Raw genomic sequence first — 21,048 nt, 5'->3', positions numbered from 1 at the left:
ATTTTTGCTAATAACAGCTAATAAAAAAGGACAATGCACCAGAGTACATTGCCCTTAATCTAAAAAAAATCTATTAGATTCCAATTAAGATTTACTCTTCCTGAAAGATAGCCTTCACATCAGAAAATCCATCTTTCAGATCTCCCCAAAGGATTTCTGTATCTTCCTTTATCTTCTCGAAGGTATCTTCACCGGAGTCTTTGATTTTATCAAGCTTATCACTCAACTTCCGTCGTTTTGCTTTTAGGGATTTAGCTTTTTCCTGCCATTTCCCCTTTAGCTCCTGCGACTCTTGATCTGCCTTTTGTTCCAACTCATCAAGTTTACTGTTCCATTCTTTGAGCTGAGCTTCCAACTTCTCGATGTATTCTTCTCGTGTAGCCATAAGTGTTTAATACTATTAATTGAAATTGAATGAGATACAATTACTCCAAGTGACTTCGAAGCATCCAGGCCGTTTTGGCATGTATATCCAATCGCTGTGTTAGCAGGTCAACGGTCGCTTCATCTTCGGCTTCGTTGGCGGGTTTCAACGCTTTACGGGCCGTACGCAAGATTTGTTCATTGCCCAATGCCAGCCGCCGAACCATTTCGAGTGCTTCCGGCTCTTCGGTATCCTCGTCTATGGAAGTCAACTCGTTAAATTCTTTGAACGTACCGGGCGCCCGGTAACCGAGAGCACGAATGCGTTCCGCAATTTCATCAATGGCTTCCGCCAGCTCGGTATATTGTTCCTCAAACTGCTCATGCAGTGAATGGAACAACTCACCGGTAACATTCCAGTGGTAATTATGTGTTTTCAAATATAGCATATACGAATCAGCTAATACTTTTGATAGTTCATCCGCAATCGCTTTCCGGTTCTCTTCGCTTATACCAATATTAATCTCCATGACGTTCTTTGCTTTTTTGGGATTACTCATTGATGTGGCCTTCTCCTATCTTATTTATTATTTGTTACAACCGCAGTTTGCGGGTTGTTCCCGATTTTTAAATAATTCTGTGAATAATTCACAAAAGAACTCTTTGATGTCGTGTAAAATCATAAAGCTTCTATGTCCATTTCCTTGATATCATTACTACATCAATATCATCAGAATCATTCCCTTACACCAATAGATGCTCTTTATAGATAGGATAGAAAATAACTGCCCTTATTATTTCGGGCGACTTTCTTTTTTCCAGCGATAATGGTCAATAAGCCGCATCATATCGGCCGGAATTTTCGCTTCATATTGTACCATCCGGTTCTTCCGGGGATGTTCAAACTCCAGTTGATATGCATGGAGCGCCTGTCGGTTGATCAGCGGCTCTTCCTTCTCCTCAGGGGCATAATGCTGGTCTCCCACCAACTGATGACCAATATGCTCGAACTGCACACGAATCTGGTTCTTAAGTCCCGTATCCAGTTGTATTTCAACCAGTGTATTGTTGAGGAAACGCTCCCTGACTTTATAGGATAGCCGTGCCGGAGTAGCCCCCTTCTCATTAGGATCGACTACAATATTCCGAAATCCCTTTTTAATGAGTTTCAGATGGTGCTCGAGCGTACCTTCATCCTTCTCTAAGACCCCCCGAACAATAGCAAGGTAGGTTCGTTTGGGGGTGTGCTCACGGAACTTCTCGTAGAGGTCATCGTAAGCTCGCTTATTCTTGGCAAACACCATGAGTCCGCTGGTGTAGCGGTCAATACGATGGACCGTCCCTACCCGCACGCCATGCTTACCCAGATGGTCGGCTACTAAATCAAACAGATTTTTCACGTTGCTGTTGGGGATTGGCACCGCTAACAATCCGGCCGGCTTATCGACAATAAAAACATCTTTGTCTTGATCTACGATGTAGAAAGGACGTTTTCTGGCTGCCATAGATTTCCTACCCGTATAACTAAGGTCTAAAACTTACGTTTAAGTGTAATCCGCAATTAATTAGCAAAATAATTTAGCCGTGGATTTACACCCATTTTTTTGAAAGCATATAACCCTGAGCCGGCACAAAATCGACTTACTAACTATACATTACTTAAGCGTCGATATCATGCACTTCTTTCAGGATGGCCTGTGCGTTGGCATCCCCATCTTGCATAACCCGATGCTGAAGATTGGTAATGATTTCTTGTTGCGCTTTTTCAAAGCCCTCTTCCTTGGCTTGTTTTTCGGTGCCGGTCCGAATCAGGTCGTAAATATCATCGGCTCGGATGATACTGTACAAATCATCATCGTTAAAAGCATGAGAACGCAGTTCTTCATACTGCTTAAAAACGGCTGGAAACTCTTCACTTTTCTCGACCCTGGTTATTACCTCTACATCTTCCGGACCTTCGGCGCTAAGAGGCGTTTTACAAAGATAGAAAAACTTATGCTCGTACTTCATCCACTTAAAATCTTAATCAGTTATAGTGATTTTGAAATATCAGGATAAAGATAAGAAAAATTATGGGCACCTTCTTAATTTCCAGCTAAAAAATGGAGACACTTCCATTATGGAAACTTATTTTATCCATACCGTGCTTAATATGAATGAACAGATATATTTCAAAACCCATTTTAAGGTCCTTCAAAGATAAACGGTAATTCAATTATTCTAATTTTTTACTGACATGTCTTTTGAAATTATTTTTGTGTTCCTCCTTTTAATAGTTGCCCTTGTTCTGTTTTCAACAGAATACGTCTCCTTTGATATTGCCGCACTCATTATTATGGTCTCGCTGCTTATAACAGGCATCCTGAGTCCCAGCGAAGGGTTAGCCGGTTTCAGCAATCCCGCTACGCTAACGGTTGCGGCCATGTTTATCCTAAGTGAAGGATTACGGCGAACGGGTCTCCTAAATACCATCGGCGAGCTATTCATTGACAAGATGAACGAACACTACTGGAGTGGCCTCTTCCAGATGCTGATCTTTGTGAGTGTCTGTTCCGCATTTATTAATAATACGGCTGTGGTCATCATCTTTATTCCCATCGTCATTCACATAGCCAACCATGTGGATGTGAGTCCCTCCAAACTATTGATGCCACTGTCATTTGCCGGTATCTTCGGGGGAACCTGTACCCTGATAGGGACTTCTACCAACATTCTGGTCAGTTCTATCGCTGAAGAGCAAGGTGTAGGTGCTTTTTCGATGTTTGAGTTTACCCCTGTTGGGCTTATCCTTCTTGCTGCGGGATTTATCTATATGTTTGCCTATGGCATCCGGGCCATACCCGACCGCAGGGAACATAAACAGCTTACCAAGGGGTATAAGATGCAAGAATACCTGACGGATGTGGTTGTGAAAGAGGGATCGGAGCTGGTGGGACATATTTTCCATCCGGAAGAATTGACCCAACGCCTGGATTTGGATGTGTTGCGAATTTTCAAAAAAGAATCAGATGCCTCAGCTCAACGATCCGAAATCAAAATTGTGGCAGGCGATGTTTTACGCATCCGTGGCAGCGCCGATGAAATTGATAAACTCTTAAAAACCGACAACCTTGCACTGCAGCCGGCCCACGAATGGACCGATACCGATTTAAAGCAAGGCCGGGATGCCTTGGTGGAGGCTGCCGTTGCACCAGACTCTGCCCTGTCGGGCCAGTCACTGGAGTCGATTGACTTCTTTGATCGTTTTGGAGCCGTCCCCCTTGCAGTACGCCAGCATGGTGAGCTGCAGCAGGAGAAATTGGGCAACCTCAAACTCAAAGGAGGGAACTCCCTGCTGCTCAGCATGAGCAAGGACCGGGTGCAAGAAATCGACAGTACACCCTCATTTGTCGTAGCTTCCAAGATTGGAGAAAGGAGATATCGACCGGAAAAAACCTATATTGCCCTGGCTATTATGTTTGGCGTAGTAGCCACCGCTGCACTCAATGTTTTACCGATCGTCGTCAGTGCTATATGTGGTACCATCCTGATGATGCTAACCGGTTGCCTTGATACCGAAGAGGCCTATCAAGCTGTAAACTGGAAAGTCATCATGCTATTGGCCGGGGTCATTCCATTGGGCACAGCTATGAATAAATCAGGCGCGGCGGCACTCCTCGCTGACCAGATGATTTTTTTGCTCTCTGATTTAGGTCCACAAGCAGTGCTCTCAGGTTTCTTTCTTTTAACGATGGCCATTACAGCTATTATGTCGAATAATGCTTCGGCCGCGCTACTGGCGCCTATAGCCATTAAAACGGCCCATACACTTAATGTAAATGCGCACCCCTTTTTATTTGCCGTCACTTTTGCAGCCTCATTAAGTTTTATAACTCCTTTTGGTTATCAGACGAATACCTTAATTTACGGTGCCGGGGAATATAAGTTCACGGATTTCACCAAAATCGGATTACCATTAAATATTTTGTTCTGGATCCTTGCAACTATCTTTATACCCATTATTTGGCCTTTTGATGCATGAAAGAATGGCTTAAAAAAACGTTTAAAATCGTTGACTGGCTACCCTATTACAGCCTTTCCAAGTTCCGTGGCGATCTATCTGCCGGACTTACTACCGGGATTATGTTCATCCCCCAGGGAATGGCCTACGCCGTCATTGCCGGTGTACCCCCTATTTATGGTCTCTATGCCGGTGTAATCCCCCTGCTCGTCTATCCCTTGCTGGGGACGTCCAAAAACCTGTCGGTAGGACCTGTTGCGGTGGATATGCTGATTATTGCGGCAGGGATCAGCCTGCTGGCTGAGCCCAACACTTCCGAATATATTACGCTCACTATTTTACTCACCATGATGGCCGGGGGACTGCAGCTCATTATGGGATCTATGCAGCTGGGGGCCGTATTCAACTTCTTCTCGCGTCCCGTCATTGCCGGCTTTACCCTCGCTGCACCCTTGATTATTGCTTTCACCCAGCTAAACAACCTGCTGGGAATCGAACTCTCAAATACGCAATACATCTTTACCATCATTGAAGAGGTTTTCTATAAGCTTGACCAGGTACAGCCGGATACACTGCTCTGGGGTGGACTTGCGATCATCGTCCTTACTATTTTCAAATACACCAAATCCAACATTCCCTCTTCCGTCATCATATTAGTAGCAAGTATATTGGCAGCCTGGTTTTTCGATGCCAAGGCGCTCAATATTCAACTGGTTGGAGAAATACCCATGGGCCTGCCTCCAATTTCATTGCCAGAAATCAACTTTAGCAATATGCGCGAGCTCTTACCCACGGCACTGACACTGGCCCTTGTGCAATTTATGGTTGTGGCCTCCCTGGGACGCACCTTTGCCAAGCGGAATAACTACGTTATTGATACCAACCATGAGCTGGTTGCCATCGGGGCCTCCAATTTTCTGGGAAGCCTTTTTCAGTCTATCCCTATTTCAGGCAGTTTTTCAAGATCAGCCGCCTCCGAGCAAGCCAACGTGCAAACACCCTTGGCGAATATTATCACCTCAGCCGTCATTATTGCCACACTCCTGCTTCTTACCCCGGTTTTCTACTATCTGCCGATGCCCATTCTGGCCGCTATCATTATTGTATCGGCCTTAAATCTTATTGATATCGGAGAATTCAAATTTCTGTTCTCTACCAAGAAAAGCGAAGGCTTTATTGCCATCTTTACCGCCGTCTGCACGCTTTTTATTGGCATCCAGGAAGGCATTTTATTGGGCGTCGTTGCCTCCATGGTTAATATTCTCTATAAATATAGCCGTCCCAATGTTGCAGAGCTGGGTCTTATCCCCGGAACCCGCCTGTTCCAAAACATCAATCGGAATAATGAAGCCCGGGCCATTAAGGGGGTGCTCATCCTCCGGGTAGATGCTTCTTTCTCCTTTATTAATGCCGACTTCTTCCGGGATTTCATCATTGAGAAAACACGAGAACGTAATAATAACACCCGCCACGTTATTATTGACGGCAGTACGATTAACTCCCTGGACACAACGGCAATCGACCAGATCAAATCCATGACTGCGACCCTTAAAAATTGGGATATCGAACTCTATATAACCGGCCTCAAAGGTCCCATCCGTGATGTCATTGATAAATCAGGGCTCCGCAACTACCTGGGCAAAAACCACTTTTTCCGTGAGCCCCACGAGGCCGTAAAACATATTTTAGAGATCATGGATGATGAAGATAACACCTCGCGGCTGGATGTCTATGAGCAGGAGGTCAATAACCATGAGGAATAGAACCTAATACTCATCGGATGAGTATATCAGACCTCTAACATTGAACTTGGCTTAATCACTCATCCGATGAGTGACATTAACCTCCCTTATCCAATCTAATTTACAACACAAAAAAGCTGGATATCTTCATCTTCATGACAGCGATTTAATTAACCTGAGTTCGAGATAAGAAATTGAAAACAATAAATGGCTTTGTTTTCCCTAAAAAACCGGAAGAGGAGCTACTTTGAGGGATCTTGGTTCATCAAAAACAGGTATCAAATAAACTTTCCAAGTCCTTCCCTGTTGACAAGGAAGGATTTAAGCCTGCTCTGAGACTTCGGAGGATGGGTCATAAAGTAGCGTTGACCCTCTTTTGCTTTCTCCCTACTCCGCAGGGAGAAAGACTCTTTTAAAAAATAGAGTTTGAACAATGAAAAAGAGGAAATCCACTTAAGTCCGCCCTAAAATATGTATCCTAAAATTTAGCTCGATCACTCATCCGATGAGTGGAAGGAAGAAAGTCTCCAGATCAGCGGCGTTGCAAAATATGTTTGGGGGCGTAAAGGGAAAGTGTGAGTCCCCGGCCCAGCATAAACAACACCATGGCCAGCCAGAGGGCATGATTGCCAATATAGGGCACACCGATAAAGTAAGCCGGCAAGAAAAATCCAAGCGTTGCAATAATCATGGAGTTTCGCATAGGCTCCGTAACCGTAGCACCGATGAATACGCCATCCCAGATATAGGAAAAACTGCTTACCGTCGGACCTGCAATGGTCCACAGGAAGACCACCATTGCAGCATCGATGACGGGCTGCTGATCCGTAAAAAGCCGCAGAATCTGCACATCGAAGACTGCATAAACGATAGAAGCCGATACGCCGATGCCTATCCCCCAGATAAAGCAATATTTAACCGCCTGCACCACCTTCTGTTGCTGCCGGGATCCTTTATACCGCCCGATCAGGCTTTCTGCCGCATAGGCAAAGCCATCAATGCCGTAGGAGACGATCATCCAAAGCTGAAGCAGGATTGAGTTCGCAGCCAGAATGACATCCCCAAAAGAAGCCGATTTAGCTGTAAAGAAAGAAAAAGAGAAAATGAGGCAGAGCGTACGAATAAAGATATCACGGTTGACCGAAAAGAACTTTTTGAGGGCTTTAACCTCCATCAAAAGGTTATGGACATAGCTCTTGAGCCAGTCCTTGTAGCGGGTCAGCAGCAGGACGACAGCCAGTGTAACGCCGGCATAACGAGCGATCAGCGTGCCCCACGCAACACCATCCACCGTCATGCCGAGGCTGTGTACAAAATAGACATCCAGGGCAATATTGATGGCGTTTAAGACGACCGTTACGATCATCGGGTAGCGTGCATTCTGCATCCCCAGGAACCAGCCATTGATGGCATACAGGCAGAGCGTTGCCGGAGCGGTGTAGATACGGATATCAAAATAGATGCGGGTATACCGTTCTACTTCCGGAGAAGCTTCCACCACCCAAAAACTAAGGTCGGCAATCCAGGCCTGCAGCAGTACGATTAACAGGCTGAACACCCCCGCTACCGTCAGGGCGCGGGCGAGAATCATCACGCTTTCGGTTTTATCCTCCTTGCCAAAGGCCTGCGCGGTGAGACCGGTTGTTCCCATGCGCAAGAAGCCAAACCCCCAAAAGATGAAGTTAAATATCATTCCCCCCAGTGCAATGGCGCCCAGGTAATAAGCTTCCTCCAGATGCCCGACCAATGCGGTATCGACGGCCCCCAGAAGAGGAACCGATAAATTGCTGATGATGTTGGGGATAGCCAGGTTGAGGATCTGCCTGTTCAACCGATTGGGTATTTATTTGTTGGAATTCTTGCCGTATATCCGTCTGCGGAGTTTTTTAATAAGCCGCTCAATATAACCTAAGCCAAACAAAATTGCGATTACTATTACCGTTAGAATTGAGGCCAACAGGTACTGCCCCAATGCCACAGCAATACCAATGGCCGCCGCAAAAAGAATAGAAGCCGCGGTCGTCAATCCCTCTACACTTTCTTCGTGATTTCGGAAAATGATGGTGCCGGCCCCTAAGAAACTAATGCCCGTAATGATGGCCTCCATAATACGGATGGGGTCGGCCTGGATGGCTTCTACGAATGGTCCGCTTCCATAGTGCTTGATCATAACATCCCCCAATATGACCAACAACGTTGAAGCACCTGACACCAACATGTGGGTACGCAGGCCCGCTGGCTTGTCAGCCAACTCTCGCTCAAGGCCAATTAAACTCCCTAGAAATATGCCAAAAATCACTTTGGCTGTCATAATCCACACTAAATCAATTTCCATAGCAACACCCGTTCTCCTTGAGTTCGTGTTTCAGCTGATCTAATAATCAACGACCACATCTGATATCTAATGATGAACTATTCCCAACAAACCAAACTTAACACATTAACAGCTAAATAAAGATAATAAGTATCTGAACCATTATTTATATACTCTTGGTTTTATTCCTATTATCTTAGCAGTAAAATTGAACAAAGAGGTAGTACCCATGGAAATTAGTTACTGGAAAAGTCGATGGCGCAAAGGGAATATTGGATGGCATATGGATCACGTTTTTCCTCCACTTACTGCCTTCTGGTCAGCGCTTGCTCTTGCAGAAGGCACAACCGTCTTGGTTCCACTGTGCGGCAAAAGCCCGGACCTGCAGTGGCTGGCCGACCTGGGGCATAAGGTGGTCGGTGTTGAAGCTTCCGGTAAAGCAATTAAAGAATTTATAGCCCACTCCCCGGAATCGTTTACGCGCACAGAACGATACGGCTACCCCATTTTTGAGTCTCCCTCGATAACGCTCTGGCAGGGAAATTTTTTATCCTTACCCACACAGGCCACAGGCCCTCTTGACGCCATTTATGATAAAGCCTCGTTAGTGGCGCTGCCCCCTGATACAAGACCTCAATATGCGCACAAGCTGCTGCAGCTATGCGGTTCGCACACCCAGCTTTTTCTTCAAACTTTTGAATATGAACAAGAAGAGATGAACGGCCCGCCCTTTTCTGTGCCGTTAAGTGAGGTTCAAACACTATTTGGGAACCATTTTACTATTCGTCTGTTACAAGAAGAGTCGAGGCTTGCTGAGGTACAGAAATTCCAGCAACGCGGATTATCATCCCATTTTGTCGAAAAAATTTATCACCTTTATACCAGTTAGTATTTTTCTTATATAAAATCGGATGCACGGATGATCCGCTAAGGCGAACAGCTTTTTTTAGTTACAGTTGCATATCAATATGCCGGCATGTATTTTCAAAGTCATAATTTCGCTAAACACAATAATTTTATATCCATCGCCACATGACTGTTGACCAGCGTAATCGATTAATAAGTATAGTATTAGGAATTATTATTATCGGATTGGGCTACTGGCTATATCGCTCAATTGTAGATCCCTATCAGGCAGTAATAGATCGGGAGCAGATGACGGAACGCGTCCGTTATAACATGGGAACTATTCGGGATGCTCTTATTCAGTACGAAAGTCAAACCGACAGCTTTCCCCCTTCCGAAGGTGGTCTTGATACCTTAGTAAGCTTTATAAAGACCGACTCACTCATGAAGATCCAGGCAGACTCTCTGTTCCAGCCGATGGATTCCACCAAGCAGTTTAACGTGGATTCGCTTATCTACTCACCGCGGCCGCCTCATTCCAGATTCGAATACAGCCTGAATGATACACTGCGTCCACCTATTTACCTGTTAAAAGATCCTGATACTGAAGACAAGATCGGATCTCTTGAAAATACAACCGAACTGAATGCAGCCAGTTGGGAATAATGGCACATGGAGCAACAACCCCCCATTTTAGGGCTTTGTTTATTTGACCATCAACTTTTTTACGCGGTCAATCAGCCGGGTACAGATGCTACCTTTACCCGCATAGGATCGTACGATTTCAACGCTGATGTCTCGGAAATGCTTTGGGATGAATCCGACAAGCATTTTCGAGGCATTCAACAGACCGTTAAGCAACTCAAAGACGAATACAATATTCGTCACCTGCGGCTGCATACGATGCCTTCCCGTGAATGCTGGACGATCGTCCCCAAAATTGTGTATGACAATGCCGACGAACGAGAGCGGCACATCAAGATTTTGATGAGTGGTACCGACCGCAGCCAAATCCAGGCCACTTGGTACACCCTCAGCAACCAGGAGTATAAGTTCCTGTTGCTGCGCAATAAATCTTTTCAGCAGGCCGCCCAAAAGCTGGCTCCCGAAACGGCCACCACCGAACTGATCAGTGATTTCGAAATCGGAAGCCGATGGATACAGCACGCCAATCCCGGCGGATCTTTTATGACGATCGGCTGCTTTAAGAACTGCATCAGCATTGCTTCCTTTATTTTAGGAAAACTGCGGGGCGCCACCTACATCACCTTCGACGACATCCAGGACCTGCCTTACTTTTGGCTGCAACACACCCAAGAGCTGAGCTGGATGGGCGGGCTGCATGAGCAGACGTACCTCTACGGCAGCGAGACTTTTCATATTGTGGATATACTGGAGCCTTTTTGGGACGACACCGGCACCATCACCAAGATGGACAGCCTGGAAAAAATCCAGGTTAATGCCGATGAAGCAACCTATGGCTTTAGCCTTGAAAAAGCCTTCCCGGCGATGATGCTGGCATTGGATTATGATTAAGGCGTTCTTTTTGTGACCCACCCTTGATCCCTCCCTAAAATTAGAGAGGAAACTCCTTACTAATTTAATGCGCCATGCTATATCAATGAGTTTCTTCCCCTGCGAAGTAGGGGAAGAATAAGATGGGGTCACTCGCGGAGCAGGCTTTGATTCTTCCCTGCCATTTAAAGCAGCGTCATACTGAGCGTAGAAAGCAAATGCGACCGGAGCCGAAGTATCTCCCGCCACGAGGCTCGCGTAGGTACTGCGGTTTATTCCTTTAAACGTTAGTTCTGTATTCAAGGAGATTCTTCGACTTCTCCCGACAGTTGTCGGGACCGCTCAGAATGACAGCCGGTGATTGAAAATATCAGGGAGGAAAAAAAGGGGTACTCAAAGAATTAAAAAGGTATCAAGAAGGCATAAAGCCAAACTTTTCAGATCGAAGGATATTGAACTAATCTCATTACATAAACCTTGCAGTTTTATATTCCCCCTTAGCAAAGGGGGTGCCCTGCTTGCAGGGTGGGGGTTGTTATCTCACGTAGTGCTAAACACAACCCTCCCGCTGCGCGGCACTCCCTTTGCTAAGGGAGAATTTTTCTTGCCAGCCCGATTACTTAAAGCCTTTAGCCATAATTTTATAACTGCGGAGAGTATTTTATTTAGCTGACATATTCAGTTGAAGCCAACTCTTGATGCTATAAAGCACATTGTCCATATCTTTTTTGACTTCCCGATCATCAAACCTCAATACGGTAAGCCCCAAATTTTCAAGCCATTCTTGTCGTTCAACATCTTCCGTTAATTTATACCTGTGGCTTTCCCCATCTATCTCAATGACCAGTTTTGGTTTAGGACAATAGAAGTCAACAATATAATTTCCGATGGGCTTTTGACGCATGAATTGGTATCCCATCATTTTTCGTGCTTTTAGTTTGTTCCATAGGAGTACCTCTGCCAGCGTAGCATTTTTCCTAAGAGCTCGGGCAATCGACTTTAATTTGGGGTTGTAGTAAATTTTCATTGGCTCTCTTGTATAATTTCTTTTTTAAGTATAATTAATATTGAAGAAAATACAACCTACCTCCTGATCCCATTACTTCGGAAAAGTTCAAGAAAAACTTTTGAAGCCAAATCAACAGAAGAACGCTACGGTTTAAGTACAACCCTCTCCCGAATTCTCGGGGACTCCCTTTTTTAAGGGAGACTATCTGTGCTTGACCTCATTTTTTAACCCTCGCAGCTATACCATTCCCCCCTTAACAAAGGGAGAATTTTAAACAGCCCCATTGCAATTACTTGCATACTATTGAATACCAAGCCTTCTCCTAAAACCACATTTTATGAAAAAATAGATCTCTATTTGTGACCCACCCTCCGAAGTCTCGGAGCAGGCTTTGATCCCTCCCTGAAACCAGGGAGGGAAACGCTTTATTCATTTAAGTACTCAATTTTATTTTAAGGAGTCTTTTCCCCTGTCCGCAGAGGAAAAACAAAAAGAGGTCATCCGCCATCTACGACTTAACCGATCGTCCACCGAAATATAGCAGATCCATTATATTGACCCACACCCGCCCTCTCCCTGGGACCAGGAAGAGGGACGCCTTACTAACTAATCGTGCACCACGCTATATAAATGAGTTTTTCTCCCTACCGAGTAGGGAGAAATCAAAAGAGGGTCATCATAAGCTTTATACGAAGCTAAGCTGTTCAAATTGCTACAAAACTCTATCCGGAGATCCAATTATAAAAAAATGGGCCTTTATTTTGACCCACTCTCCGAAGTCTCGGAGCAGGCTATCGGGGGTGGGGTCATGGAAAGTACGCTCCGCCCAATTATTTTTCTTACCTTTACCGTAGTAAAATAAGACCGCACATTTAATGGATCACTGATTTATGCGCATCATCACCGGTATTTTAAAAGGACGACGCATCCACATACCCAATACCCTTAACGTGCGTCCCACCACCGACCGCGTCAAAGAAGGACTCTTTTCCACCCTCGACGCCCGCAAATACATCCGTGGGGCCAAAGTGCTTGACCTCTTCGGGGGATCCGGCAACCTCGGTATCGAGGCCCTCTCCCGGGGCGCTAAAAGCGTGCTTTTCGTAGACAGCGACCGGCGCAACATCCAACATATCGAAAAGGTAGCCGAAGAGTTTGACCTTTCCGACCAGGTACGCACCACCCCCGCACGGGTTGAAGACTTTTTAGACGGACTGGCCCTGCCCTACGATATCATCTTTGCCGATCCGCCCTACGACTATCCCCAGATGGAAGAAATGATCAACATTATCATCAACGACGGCTGGATGGCCGAACACGGATGGCTGATCGTCGAGCACGACAAACGGCACGACTTTAACGACCATCCCCATTGCGCCTATGTCCGAGAGTACGGGCGCACTTACGTCAGTATCTTTCTGGATGAAGCAGGAATTAAGTTTTAAACCTGTTTTGAGATATGAAATATGGCTTTTATGATCATCCAACCCCTCTTTGATCTCCCCTTCATAAGGGGAGAAACTCCAAGTTATAACTTTTCCCCTCCTTATAAAGGAGGGGGAGGGGCCAGGGGTGGTTGGCCCAAAAGGCTACGGTTTAATCCCTCAACGTATAAATTTCAATCCTCCGGATATTGATGAGCCGTATTTCAAAATCCCGACAGATCTTGCATCTCCTGTTAGTTAATAGTTATTTGTTATTGGTTATCAGGGAAGCACGAATAACAACTAACTACTAACCCGTTTACTGGTTGTAAATAAAGGTTTAAGAACTATTAGGAGTAGTCAATCTCCCTCTACTACGTTAAAACTTCGTAGAGCTGGCTAAATCCCTCTTACCGCCGGCAGGCGGTCACGGCTCCAAAGCCTGTCCCGACTACTGTCGGTAAGGACAGGCCCCGTGGAATTGAGCTCCATTCCACAAGGACAGGAGGATTGATCTTATAAATTTAGATCCGATATATTCTATGACCGGTAAACACATTAACGACGATACCAATAACCAAGCATAACTACATGAAAACATTAGCACTCTATCCGGGCTCCTTCGACCCCATCACCTATGGACACCTTGATATCCTCGAGCGTGCCACCGACCTCTTTGATACCGTCATCGTCACCATTGCCGTAAACAAAAACAAAGAGACCGTCTTTACCGGTGATGAACGAGAGGCGCTGATCCGGACGTGTGTGGAAGGCAAGGAGTGGGCCGAGCGGGTAGAGATCCAGCAGTTTACCGGCCTGTTGGTAGATTTCGCCAAAGAGAAGAACGCCCAGACCCTGGTTCGGGGCGTCCGCCAGATCTCCGACTTTGAGTACGAATTCCGCATGGCCCTCACCAACCGGCGGCTGGCCCCCGAAGTGGATACCGTCTTCCTGATGCCCAACGAGCAGCTCACCTTCATCTCCGCCTCTTTGGTGAAAGAAGTCGGCTACTGGGGCGGCGATCTCTCCTCCTTCGTGCCCGAACACGTAGCTGAAGCCCTCACAGCCAAGTTTGAAGAGCAGCGCGAAGCCGAGGAAGGGTAAAAACGTTGAAATGCTGTTATTCTGACCTCCCCAAACCGCTACGTCGCTAAAAGGCCCACTGCGCCGAAGTACTTGCTACGTGGGGCGTCGGCGCCCCTCCTATGATATAAGAGGGGCTTTTGAGAAGAAATTTCATAGTCCCTGACTGTCAAAACTAAATTTAGAAGAGGACTTTGAAATACTGGTACACATTTCGACTACGCTTCGCTGCGCTCAATATGACGTCAGTCTGAGCGCAATGAGCCCGAATTATATCGGAGCGAATGAAGTCGAAGAGTGAATATTCGGTTTTGCAAAGACCTCTATTCTATGGTGTCAAAATCTTGTGGATTCTTTTGATCTTCCTCCCATTGGCTGGGGTTAGCACGGATATAATAACGAATACGTTCCAGTGACTTCTCATCCCGGATGATATGGTCATGATCATTGCGTTGCCATACCTTCCGGCCGGATACGTTCCGTTTTTTATTTATTTTGGTGGTTACCGCGGATTTATACCCACGGACGATGGCTCCTAATGTTTTGGACGGTGATCGAAATTCGGGTTGTTGCTTGTCATTGTTATTATGGGCAGACGTATTGTGTAGCAGGGACGTATCGCGATATGCCCCTGCGTTATTATCAGTATCAATGATTTGTACAATACCGTGCAGATGGTTAGGCATCATCACAAAGGCATCCTATACCGCATTATCCCGGATGGATTCGGTACGTCGCCATTCATCCCGGGCAATCTTACCCCATTTATTCAATACCATGTTACCATTGGCAACCTCTCCAAAAAGACATCTTCGATCATAGGTGCAGATCGTCACAAAATACAACCCCGGAGATGAATAATCGTATCCCTTAAGACGTAGCGACCGGCGGTTATGTTTTTTCGGATCGTAATTCATAATAATATCAGTATTACCGTCTCTCTTTCTGATGCGTTAGTGACGATATATTAAAACACCTCCGGCACTAAATCCAAATGATGAACAAGATAGGTTACCGGGGCGGCGACCTCTCCTCCTTCGTACCCGAACACGTGGCCGAAGCATCTCTCCTACGTTTAAAGGAAGCTCTGCTCCCAAAATTGTACCCCACTTGAATATTCCCTATAGATCCCTGGGCCTGATATAAATACAGCCAAAATGGATACCTGATTTTGGCTTGAAAGATAGGTATAATCCTTTTGATTAGGGGACATGAAAGATGTACTAATGGTTAAAGCATTCTCATCTAATAACATTTGAAAATGGATTTTACTAAAGAACAAATACAAAAAGCTATCCAACAGATTGATGAAAATCCTAATCTTCTAACCGGAAGAAACTCTTATAAATATGATTTAGTACATGATGGCAAACGATATCCTCCAATTCTTGTTTTGTCTGAAGCTAATAAACTAGATGGTGGCGATGAGCTTTTATTAAGTGATTTTGGTAATTCCACTAAAAAACCTTTTAAAATTCTTCGGGATAAAGGTTTCAAAATTCAGGACAAAAAAGAAGAAGATGAAAATTTTATTCCTACTCTTGAAGCATATATTGACCAAGCACTTACTGGTAGTCTAAAAACTTCAAAATACAGAAACGAATTTAGAGGGTTAACTGTAAAAGTTAGTTTTGGTCAAGGAACTCCAACCCATGTTCCTTGGATTTCTTTTTTAGGTTCCGATCAATCTACCAGTAAGGGTATTTACCCCGTTTTCTTATACTATAAGAAAAAAAAGATTCTGGTCTTAGCCTATGGAGTTAGCGAAACTAATGAACCTAATATTAATTGGGATTTAGACAACCCTAAATCTATTGAAGAACTTTTTTCTGAAAAGAATTGGGGGGAACCTTTTAGATATGGTTCTTCATTCGTGTATTCCTACTATGACTTGAATCATGAATTTTCTAAAAAGAAAATACATGAAGACCTCAATAAATTGGTCAAATATTACAAAGAGTTCTTAGCAGGTGATTTCCCAAGAAGAAATAATAACAACCTGAATTTATCAGACTTTGTGAACGATTGTAAATCAGCTAATCTCAATTACAGTCAAAAATTATGTAATCGTTTTATTTATTCTTTATGTACTAAACCTTTTATAATTTTAACCGGCTTATCCGGATCTGGTAAAACAAAAATTGCTCAAGCGTTCTCGAAATGGATTTCTGAGGATGATGAGCAAATATGCATCGTACCTGTTGGAGCAGACTGGACTAATCGAGAGCCTTTGCTAGGCTATCCTAATGCTCTTAAAGATAACGGTTACGAAAAACCTGATAGTGGCATTCTTGACTTAATAATAAAAGCCTCTGACAACAGGAATAAACCTTTCTTTTTGATCTTAGATGAAATGAATTTAAGTCATGTAGAACGTTATTTCGCAGATTTTTTAAGTGCGATGGAATCAGGAGATGAAATAAAATTACATTCTGGAAAAGACGATTGGGAAGGTGTTCCACCAACCATTGATATCCCAGATAATCTATTCGTGATTGGTACGGTAAATATTGATGAAACTACCTATATGTTCAGCCCAAAGGTTCTAGATAGGGCAAATGTAATAGAATTTAGGGTTACATCAGATGAACTTGAAAATTTTCTTCAAGAACCACAGGATGTGGATATAGATTCCATTAAAAGAATGGGAGCGTCATTAGCTACAAAATTTATACAAATTGCCAATACACCTGCTGACAGTTCTATTATAAAAGAGGAGCTAAATACTGAACTAATCAACTTTTTTAATGAATTAAAGAAAGTCGGAGCTGAATTTGGCTACCGTTCGGCACATGAGATACAACTCTTTGCAGGCATTGCAAGTAGAAAAGTTAAAGATTGGAGCAATCAAGAAATAACAGACATTGTAATTGTCCAAAAAATATTGCCAAAACTACATGGATCACGCAGAAAGCTAGAGCCAATTTTAAGAGTGTTAGCTTCTTTATGCATTAAAGATGATGCCAGCCTTGATAACATATTAGATAATCCGTACGAGTTTGATTTTAATAATTCAGCCAATGTAAAGTATCCGATTTCCCTAGAGAAAATTGTGAGAATGCACAATAGGTTATTGGAAAATGGCTTTACAAGCTTTGCTGAAGCATAATTTGTATGGTTACAAAAGAAACACATCATCAGAAACTTGATATTCCAGTACAGCTGGACAATGGTAATACCATTGTCATTTGTATTATATCCGAGTCGGGAGAAAAAATTGTAGAAGTAGATGAAGCCGAAGCTCGTGAATACGGAGAAGCGCCCATTCAGTTATATGAAGCCTCTACCTATGAATATAAAGTTGAAGATAAATATCAAATAGACAATACTGGAAGGATAATCAGGCAGTCAAAATTTAATCCAAGCAGCGGCCGGCTTGTACCTAACATTTATGTCGGCACTCTTAAATTGAATATCTGCGATAGCAATGGTTCCCAATGCGGCTGTTTAGAACTTGAAGTACGCTCAATCAAAACCAACTATCGCACTGATTATCGAAGAATGCTGGAGTATATAACTGAATGGAGTACAGAACTCTTAATGCAACACTCATCTCCAGTTAGCCAGCAATTCACCATTGATTATAGCGCCGATGCGGCCACACTTTATCAAAGGTTTGCATTCATTAAGTCCATATTAGAGTCGGATGAATTTGATCAAGCGGTTTATAAGATAATCAAAACGCCATCTTCAGAATGGGAAAAAACAAATAAGAAAAGAGATATACGATCTATAAGACGTCCCACCCGTTCCATTATCAATCAAATTTCTAGTTCTGAAAAAAGAATTAGATTGCCTGACAGCCACCCTCAAAAGAGGAAGCTGGGATCAGTACCAGAAAAGGTTCTCACAAGCAGCAAAAAGGAAACCATAGATACAGCAGAAAATCGATTCATAAAACATGCATTAAAGTCTTTTCTTAAAATTTGTAGTGACTTCAAAGAAGCCGCACCAGAAACACATAGGCTAAAAATGGAGGCCGAAAACATAGAACTAAATATTGAACAGTACCTTAATCATGATTTTTTTGCTGAGATATCTTCTCCTGACATCCTTCCATTAAACAGTCCAACTCTTCAAAGAAAAGGAGGTTATAGAGAAATATTAAGGGTTTGGCTGATGTTTGATTTAGCAGCTCAACTGACATGGCAGGGAGGTAATGATGTTTATGAAGGAAGGAAGAAAGATGTTGCATCGCTTTATGAGTATTGGGTTTTCTTTAAACTATTAAATACGATAGAAAAAGTATTTGATATAAAAACCAAGCCCGCTGAAAAGTTAATCGAAGCAACTGGGAGCAATCTTGATCTTAAATTAAAACAGGGGAAATATTTCCCAATCAAAGGCATTTGTAATACTTATTCACGCAAATTAAATATACAATTTAGTTTCAATAAGACTTTTACAGGAGATCAAGATTATCCTAATTCTGGCAGCTGGACAAGCAATATGCGTCCTGATTATACACTAAGCATATGGCCGCATGGTATTAATGAAAGTCAAGCAGAGGCAGAGGAATTAATAGTACACATCCATTTTGACGCAAAATATAAAGTTAAAGATCTAGACGATCTGTTTAGCGCTAATATTCAAAACAGTAAAAAAAAGAACCAAGAATTAGATAAGGTAAACCAAGAAGAAAAGGAAGGGAAATATAAGCGCGCTGACCTGTTAAAAATGCATGCCTACAGAGATGCTATAAGGAGAACAGGAGGCGCTTATGTTTTATATCCAGGTGACAAGAATCTTAATAAAAAAGGCTTTCATGAAATTATCCCTGGTCTTGGTGCTTTTCCCCTTCGTCCTTTAAAAAGTGATGACAGTTCTCAACATCTGAAAGATTTTCTAAAAGATGTACTTAGCCATTTCTTGAATAGAGCTTCTCAAAGAGAAGAAATATCATTTCACAAATATGATACTTATAAAGAACAGCCCGGAGATTCTTTAGAGGAAAAAATCCCTGAGAATTTTGGTCAAAAAAGGTCATTAATACCAGATAAAACAAATGTCTTGGTAGCTTTTTACAAAGGGAAAGGTCATTTAGACTGGATTAAAAAGCATGGTCTTTATAATGCTAGAACTGGAAATAATAGAGGTGCTTTAAAAATTGGCACGAAAGAAGCCGGGGCAAAATTTTTGCTTCTCCACACATTTGGGGAAACTGTTACAGATAAACTTTTAAAAATTAAAGAATCCCCTATAATACTTTCTAAACAAAAACTTGTCGACTTGAATTATCCTAATCCAAGCCAAGATTATTATCTGGTTTTTAAAGTTACTCAAGTAAATAGAAATACATTTAGAGAAGTTGAATGGGATATCACACAGTTATCTAAATATAGCAGTGGTAGAGGGTCAGCACTTCCATTTAGTGTATCGCTGACTGAATTGATGAAAGCAAAAGCAACAGATTAACTCACTTCTTCTCTGTCCTGCTCTCCCCTGCAACAGTACCTGGCACACCCAAAAAACAGTATAATTGATTATTTTACTCCATCCCCAAAAGTACGCCTTGTACACCAAATAAAACTCCAGCAGCTTTAGGTCCTCGGGTTGGGTGAGCAGGTGGGCCCAGAGATCCATGGCTTCCTCCTCCGTCAGTCGTCCTTCCGCGTAATCAACGATTTGCTTGATCGTCTTCTCCATCATACCTCCCTTTTTATGATCGTAGATCTGTAAAGCCTTTCCACTGTATGGCTTTATCCTTTAAACAAATTCCCTCTACTGCTTGATGATGATTCAAGCAGTCGGTAGAAATAGTTTAACCCACCTTTTGCCGTGCCCCGAGAATTCGGGGGCTTGACCCTTCCGAAGAGTCGGAATCAGCAAGCTGGGGTTCGTAAAAGGTCAAGAAGAATTTAACTCCTCGGTGCTGACAGCTTCGTCTGCCGCTGCTCACAGTTTGTAGGCAGCTCCTCGTCAAACAGAAATTCTTCCGGTGGGTCATGTCGCTTTTGATAGGAGTAGAAAATTGCAGTGCCCTTTCAGGGGATTTAGGGTACAACCAAGAGATCAGAAGCCCGGGTAGAAGAACTCATCCGATGAGTGATTAGCTTATTCCACATTTGAGGCTCCTCGCCGAGCTCTGAGTGACAATTTATTCTGCTTTTGAACCAAAGCCTTAAAAGCATTATTACCTCCGGCCTCAGGATTGTGAAGGTGCTGGGTTGCCGGTGAACAACGAGGAGCAGAACGAATGGTTGTCTGAATCCCGGTTCTCCAGGATGAATTTCCATTCTTTCCCGAGGTCGCGGCCCGGCATGCACCTGAAGAATCCACCAGCCGGTGAGTTTTTGAATTCCAGCTTGCCTGGTCCCGATACTTCGGAATTTGGCCATCCAAAAAATGGAACACAAAAAATAAAGAGAGGTGACTTGGATCATTCCCTGGGAGCAGTGCTAATCCTCTCCATACTTCCCTGGAGAAGGTTAGGCGAAGTCCTTGGCTTATCATGAGAAGTCCATACCTTGTTGAGAGATCTCCTAAGCTGTCTGGGAGAAGTCACAGGCTCCCTGGTAGAAGGCTCAACCTCGTTACGAGATCTCGTTATCTCCTTTAGCGAAGTCCGAACCTTGTTGGGCGAAAGCATATCCTTCCAAGGAGATCTCTTTGACTGGTTAGGAGATCTCCGAACCTCCCAATGGGATCTCCGAAGGTGGTTATTTTTATTGGAGTTAGGCCAAATACCCCCTCTTGAGTTCACTTCTGGGCTTATTGCCAGATTCGATGATCAATTTTAGTTTCTGAGGGGT

The 21,048-nt window shown here is 43.6% G+C and carries 19 protein-coding genes; 9 read left to right on the top strand and 10 right to left on the bottom strand.

Features of this window, described 5'->3' with window-relative positions:
• Window positions 1-91: 91 nt before the first annotated feature.
• From J6I44_RS17865 to J6I44_RS17850, 4 genes are all read right to left on the bottom strand, one after another.
• Window positions 92-385, bottom strand: coding sequence for a sll1863 family stress response protein (locus J6I44_RS17865; protein WP_265767553.1), 294 nt, complete (start codon window positions 383-385; stop codon window positions 92-94).
• A gap of 40 nt (window positions 386-425) precedes the next feature.
• Window positions 426-923, bottom strand: a complete 498-nt coding sequence (locus J6I44_RS17860; protein ID WP_265767551.1) for a Dps family protein — start codon at window positions 921-923, stop codon at window positions 426-428.
• Window positions 924-1,157: 234 nt separating this feature from the next.
• Complete coding sequence (locus J6I44_RS17855; RefSeq protein ID WP_265767550.1) at window positions 1,158-1,868, bottom strand: RluA family pseudouridine synthase; 711 nt, start codon at window positions 1,866-1,868, stop codon at window positions 1,158-1,160.
• Between the two features lie 154 nt (window positions 1,869-2,022).
• Window positions 2,023-2,373, bottom strand: a complete 351-nt coding sequence (locus J6I44_RS17850; RefSeq protein WP_265767549.1) for a hypothetical protein — start codon at window positions 2,371-2,373, stop codon at window positions 2,023-2,025.
• A 226-nt stretch (window positions 2,374-2,599) separates the two neighbouring features.
• Here J6I44_RS17850 and J6I44_RS17845 point away from each other — a divergent pair, with 226 nt between their 5' ends.
• Window positions 2,600-4,384, top strand: coding sequence for an SLC13 family permease (locus tag J6I44_RS17845; protein ID WP_265767548.1), 1,785 nt, complete (start codon window positions 2,600-2,602; stop codon window positions 4,382-4,384).
• Window positions 4,381-6,126, top strand: coding sequence for a SulP family inorganic anion transporter (locus tag J6I44_RS17840; RefSeq protein WP_265767547.1), 1,746 nt, complete (start codon window positions 4,381-4,383; stop codon window positions 6,124-6,126). Before J6I44_RS17845 ends, J6I44_RS17840 begins: the two co-directional genes overlap by 4 nt.
• Before the next feature lie 511 nt (window positions 6,127-6,637).
• On the opposite strand, the gene J6I44_RS17835 is transcribed toward J6I44_RS17840, so the two are convergent.
• Both J6I44_RS17835 and J6I44_RS17830 read right to left on the bottom strand, forming a co-directional pair.
• Complete coding sequence (locus J6I44_RS17835) at window positions 6,638-7,936, bottom strand: MATE family efflux transporter (RefSeq protein ID WP_265767546.1); 1,299 nt, start codon at window positions 7,934-7,936, stop codon at window positions 6,638-6,640.
• Between the two features lie 12 nt (window positions 7,937-7,948).
• Window positions 7,949-8,440 (bottom strand): MgtC/SapB family protein, encoded by a 492-nt coding sequence (locus J6I44_RS17830; protein WP_265767545.1) that lies wholly within the window; start codon window positions 8,438-8,440, stop codon window positions 7,949-7,951.
• Between the two features lie 208 nt (window positions 8,441-8,648).
• Here J6I44_RS17830 and J6I44_RS17825 point away from each other — a divergent pair, with 208 nt between their 5' ends.
• From J6I44_RS17825 to J6I44_RS17815, 3 genes are all read left to right on the top strand, one after another.
• Entirely contained in the window at window positions 8,649-9,308 is a 660-nt protein-coding gene (locus J6I44_RS17825) for a class I SAM-dependent methyltransferase (protein WP_265767544.1), read from the top strand.
• 143 nt (window positions 9,309-9,451) lie between these two features.
• On the top strand, window positions 9,452-9,931 hold the full coding sequence (locus J6I44_RS17820) for a hypothetical protein (protein ID WP_265767543.1): 480 nt from the start codon (window positions 9,452-9,454) through the stop codon (window positions 9,929-9,931).
• Between the two features lie 6 nt (window positions 9,932-9,937).
• Window positions 9,938-10,801: a hypothetical protein gene (locus J6I44_RS17815; RefSeq protein ID WP_265767542.1), complete on the top strand. Its 864-nt coding sequence runs from the start codon at window positions 9,938-9,940 to the stop codon at window positions 10,799-10,801.
• A 640-nt stretch (window positions 10,802-11,441) separates the two neighbouring features.
• On the opposite strand, the gene J6I44_RS17810 is transcribed toward J6I44_RS17815, so the two are convergent.
• The gene (locus tag J6I44_RS17810) at window positions 11,442-11,807 is read right to left on the bottom strand and encodes an endonuclease domain-containing protein (protein ID WP_265767541.1); all 366 of its coding nucleotides are present in this window, start codon (window positions 11,805-11,807) and stop codon (window positions 11,442-11,444) included.
• Between the two features lie 872 nt (window positions 11,808-12,679).
• Between J6I44_RS17810 and rsmD the strand changes: the two genes are divergently transcribed.
• Complete coding sequence (rsmD, locus tag J6I44_RS17805) at window positions 12,680-13,234, top strand: 16S rRNA (guanine(966)-N(2))-methyltransferase RsmD (RefSeq protein WP_265767540.1); 555 nt, start codon at window positions 12,680-12,682, stop codon at window positions 13,232-13,234.
• Between the two features lie 570 nt (window positions 13,235-13,804).
• Complete coding sequence (gene coaD, locus J6I44_RS17800; RefSeq protein ID WP_265767539.1) at window positions 13,805-14,317, top strand: pantetheine-phosphate adenylyltransferase; 513 nt, start codon at window positions 13,805-13,807, stop codon at window positions 14,315-14,317.
• A 302-nt stretch (window positions 14,318-14,619) separates the two neighbouring features.
• Here coaD and J6I44_RS17795 read toward each other — a convergent pair whose 3' ends face one another.
• Both J6I44_RS17795 and J6I44_RS17790 read right to left on the bottom strand, forming a co-directional pair.
• The gene (locus J6I44_RS17795) at window positions 14,620-14,985 is read right to left on the bottom strand and encodes a transposase (protein ID WP_265767538.1); all 366 of its coding nucleotides are present in this window, start codon (window positions 14,983-14,985) and stop codon (window positions 14,620-14,622) included.
• A gap of 12 nt (window positions 14,986-14,997) precedes the next feature.
• On the bottom strand, window positions 14,998-15,213 hold the full coding sequence (locus tag J6I44_RS17790) for a hypothetical protein (RefSeq protein ID WP_265767537.1): 216 nt from the start codon (window positions 15,211-15,213) through the stop codon (window positions 14,998-15,000).
• Between the two features lie 344 nt (window positions 15,214-15,557).
• Between J6I44_RS17790 and J6I44_RS17785 the strand changes: the two genes are divergently transcribed.
• Both J6I44_RS17785 and J6I44_RS17780 read left to right on the top strand, forming a co-directional pair.
• On the top strand, window positions 15,558-17,405 hold the full coding sequence (locus J6I44_RS17785) for an MrcB family domain-containing protein (RefSeq protein ID WP_265767536.1): 1,848 nt from the start codon (window positions 15,558-15,560) through the stop codon (window positions 17,403-17,405).
• Window positions 17,406-17,410: 5 nt separating this feature from the next.
• On the top strand, window positions 17,411-19,711 hold the full coding sequence (locus J6I44_RS17780) for a DUF2357 domain-containing protein (RefSeq protein ID WP_265767535.1): 2,301 nt from the start codon (window positions 17,411-17,413) through the stop codon (window positions 19,709-19,711).
• Between the two features lie 639 nt (window positions 19,712-20,350).
• Here J6I44_RS17780 and J6I44_RS17775 read toward each other — a convergent pair.
• The gene (locus J6I44_RS17775) at window positions 20,351-20,749 is read right to left on the bottom strand and encodes a hypothetical protein (RefSeq protein WP_265767534.1); all 399 of its coding nucleotides are present in this window, start codon (window positions 20,747-20,749) and stop codon (window positions 20,351-20,353) included.
• Between the last annotated feature and the right edge of the window lie 299 nt (window positions 20,750-21,048).

It is taken from the genome of Fodinibius salsisoli (genome assembly GCF_026229185.1).
GTDB lineage: Bacteria > Bacteroidota > Rhodothermia > Balneolales > Balneolaceae > Fodinibius > Fodinibius salsisoli.
This window is presented reverse-complemented; position numbering and strand designations above follow the sequence as displayed.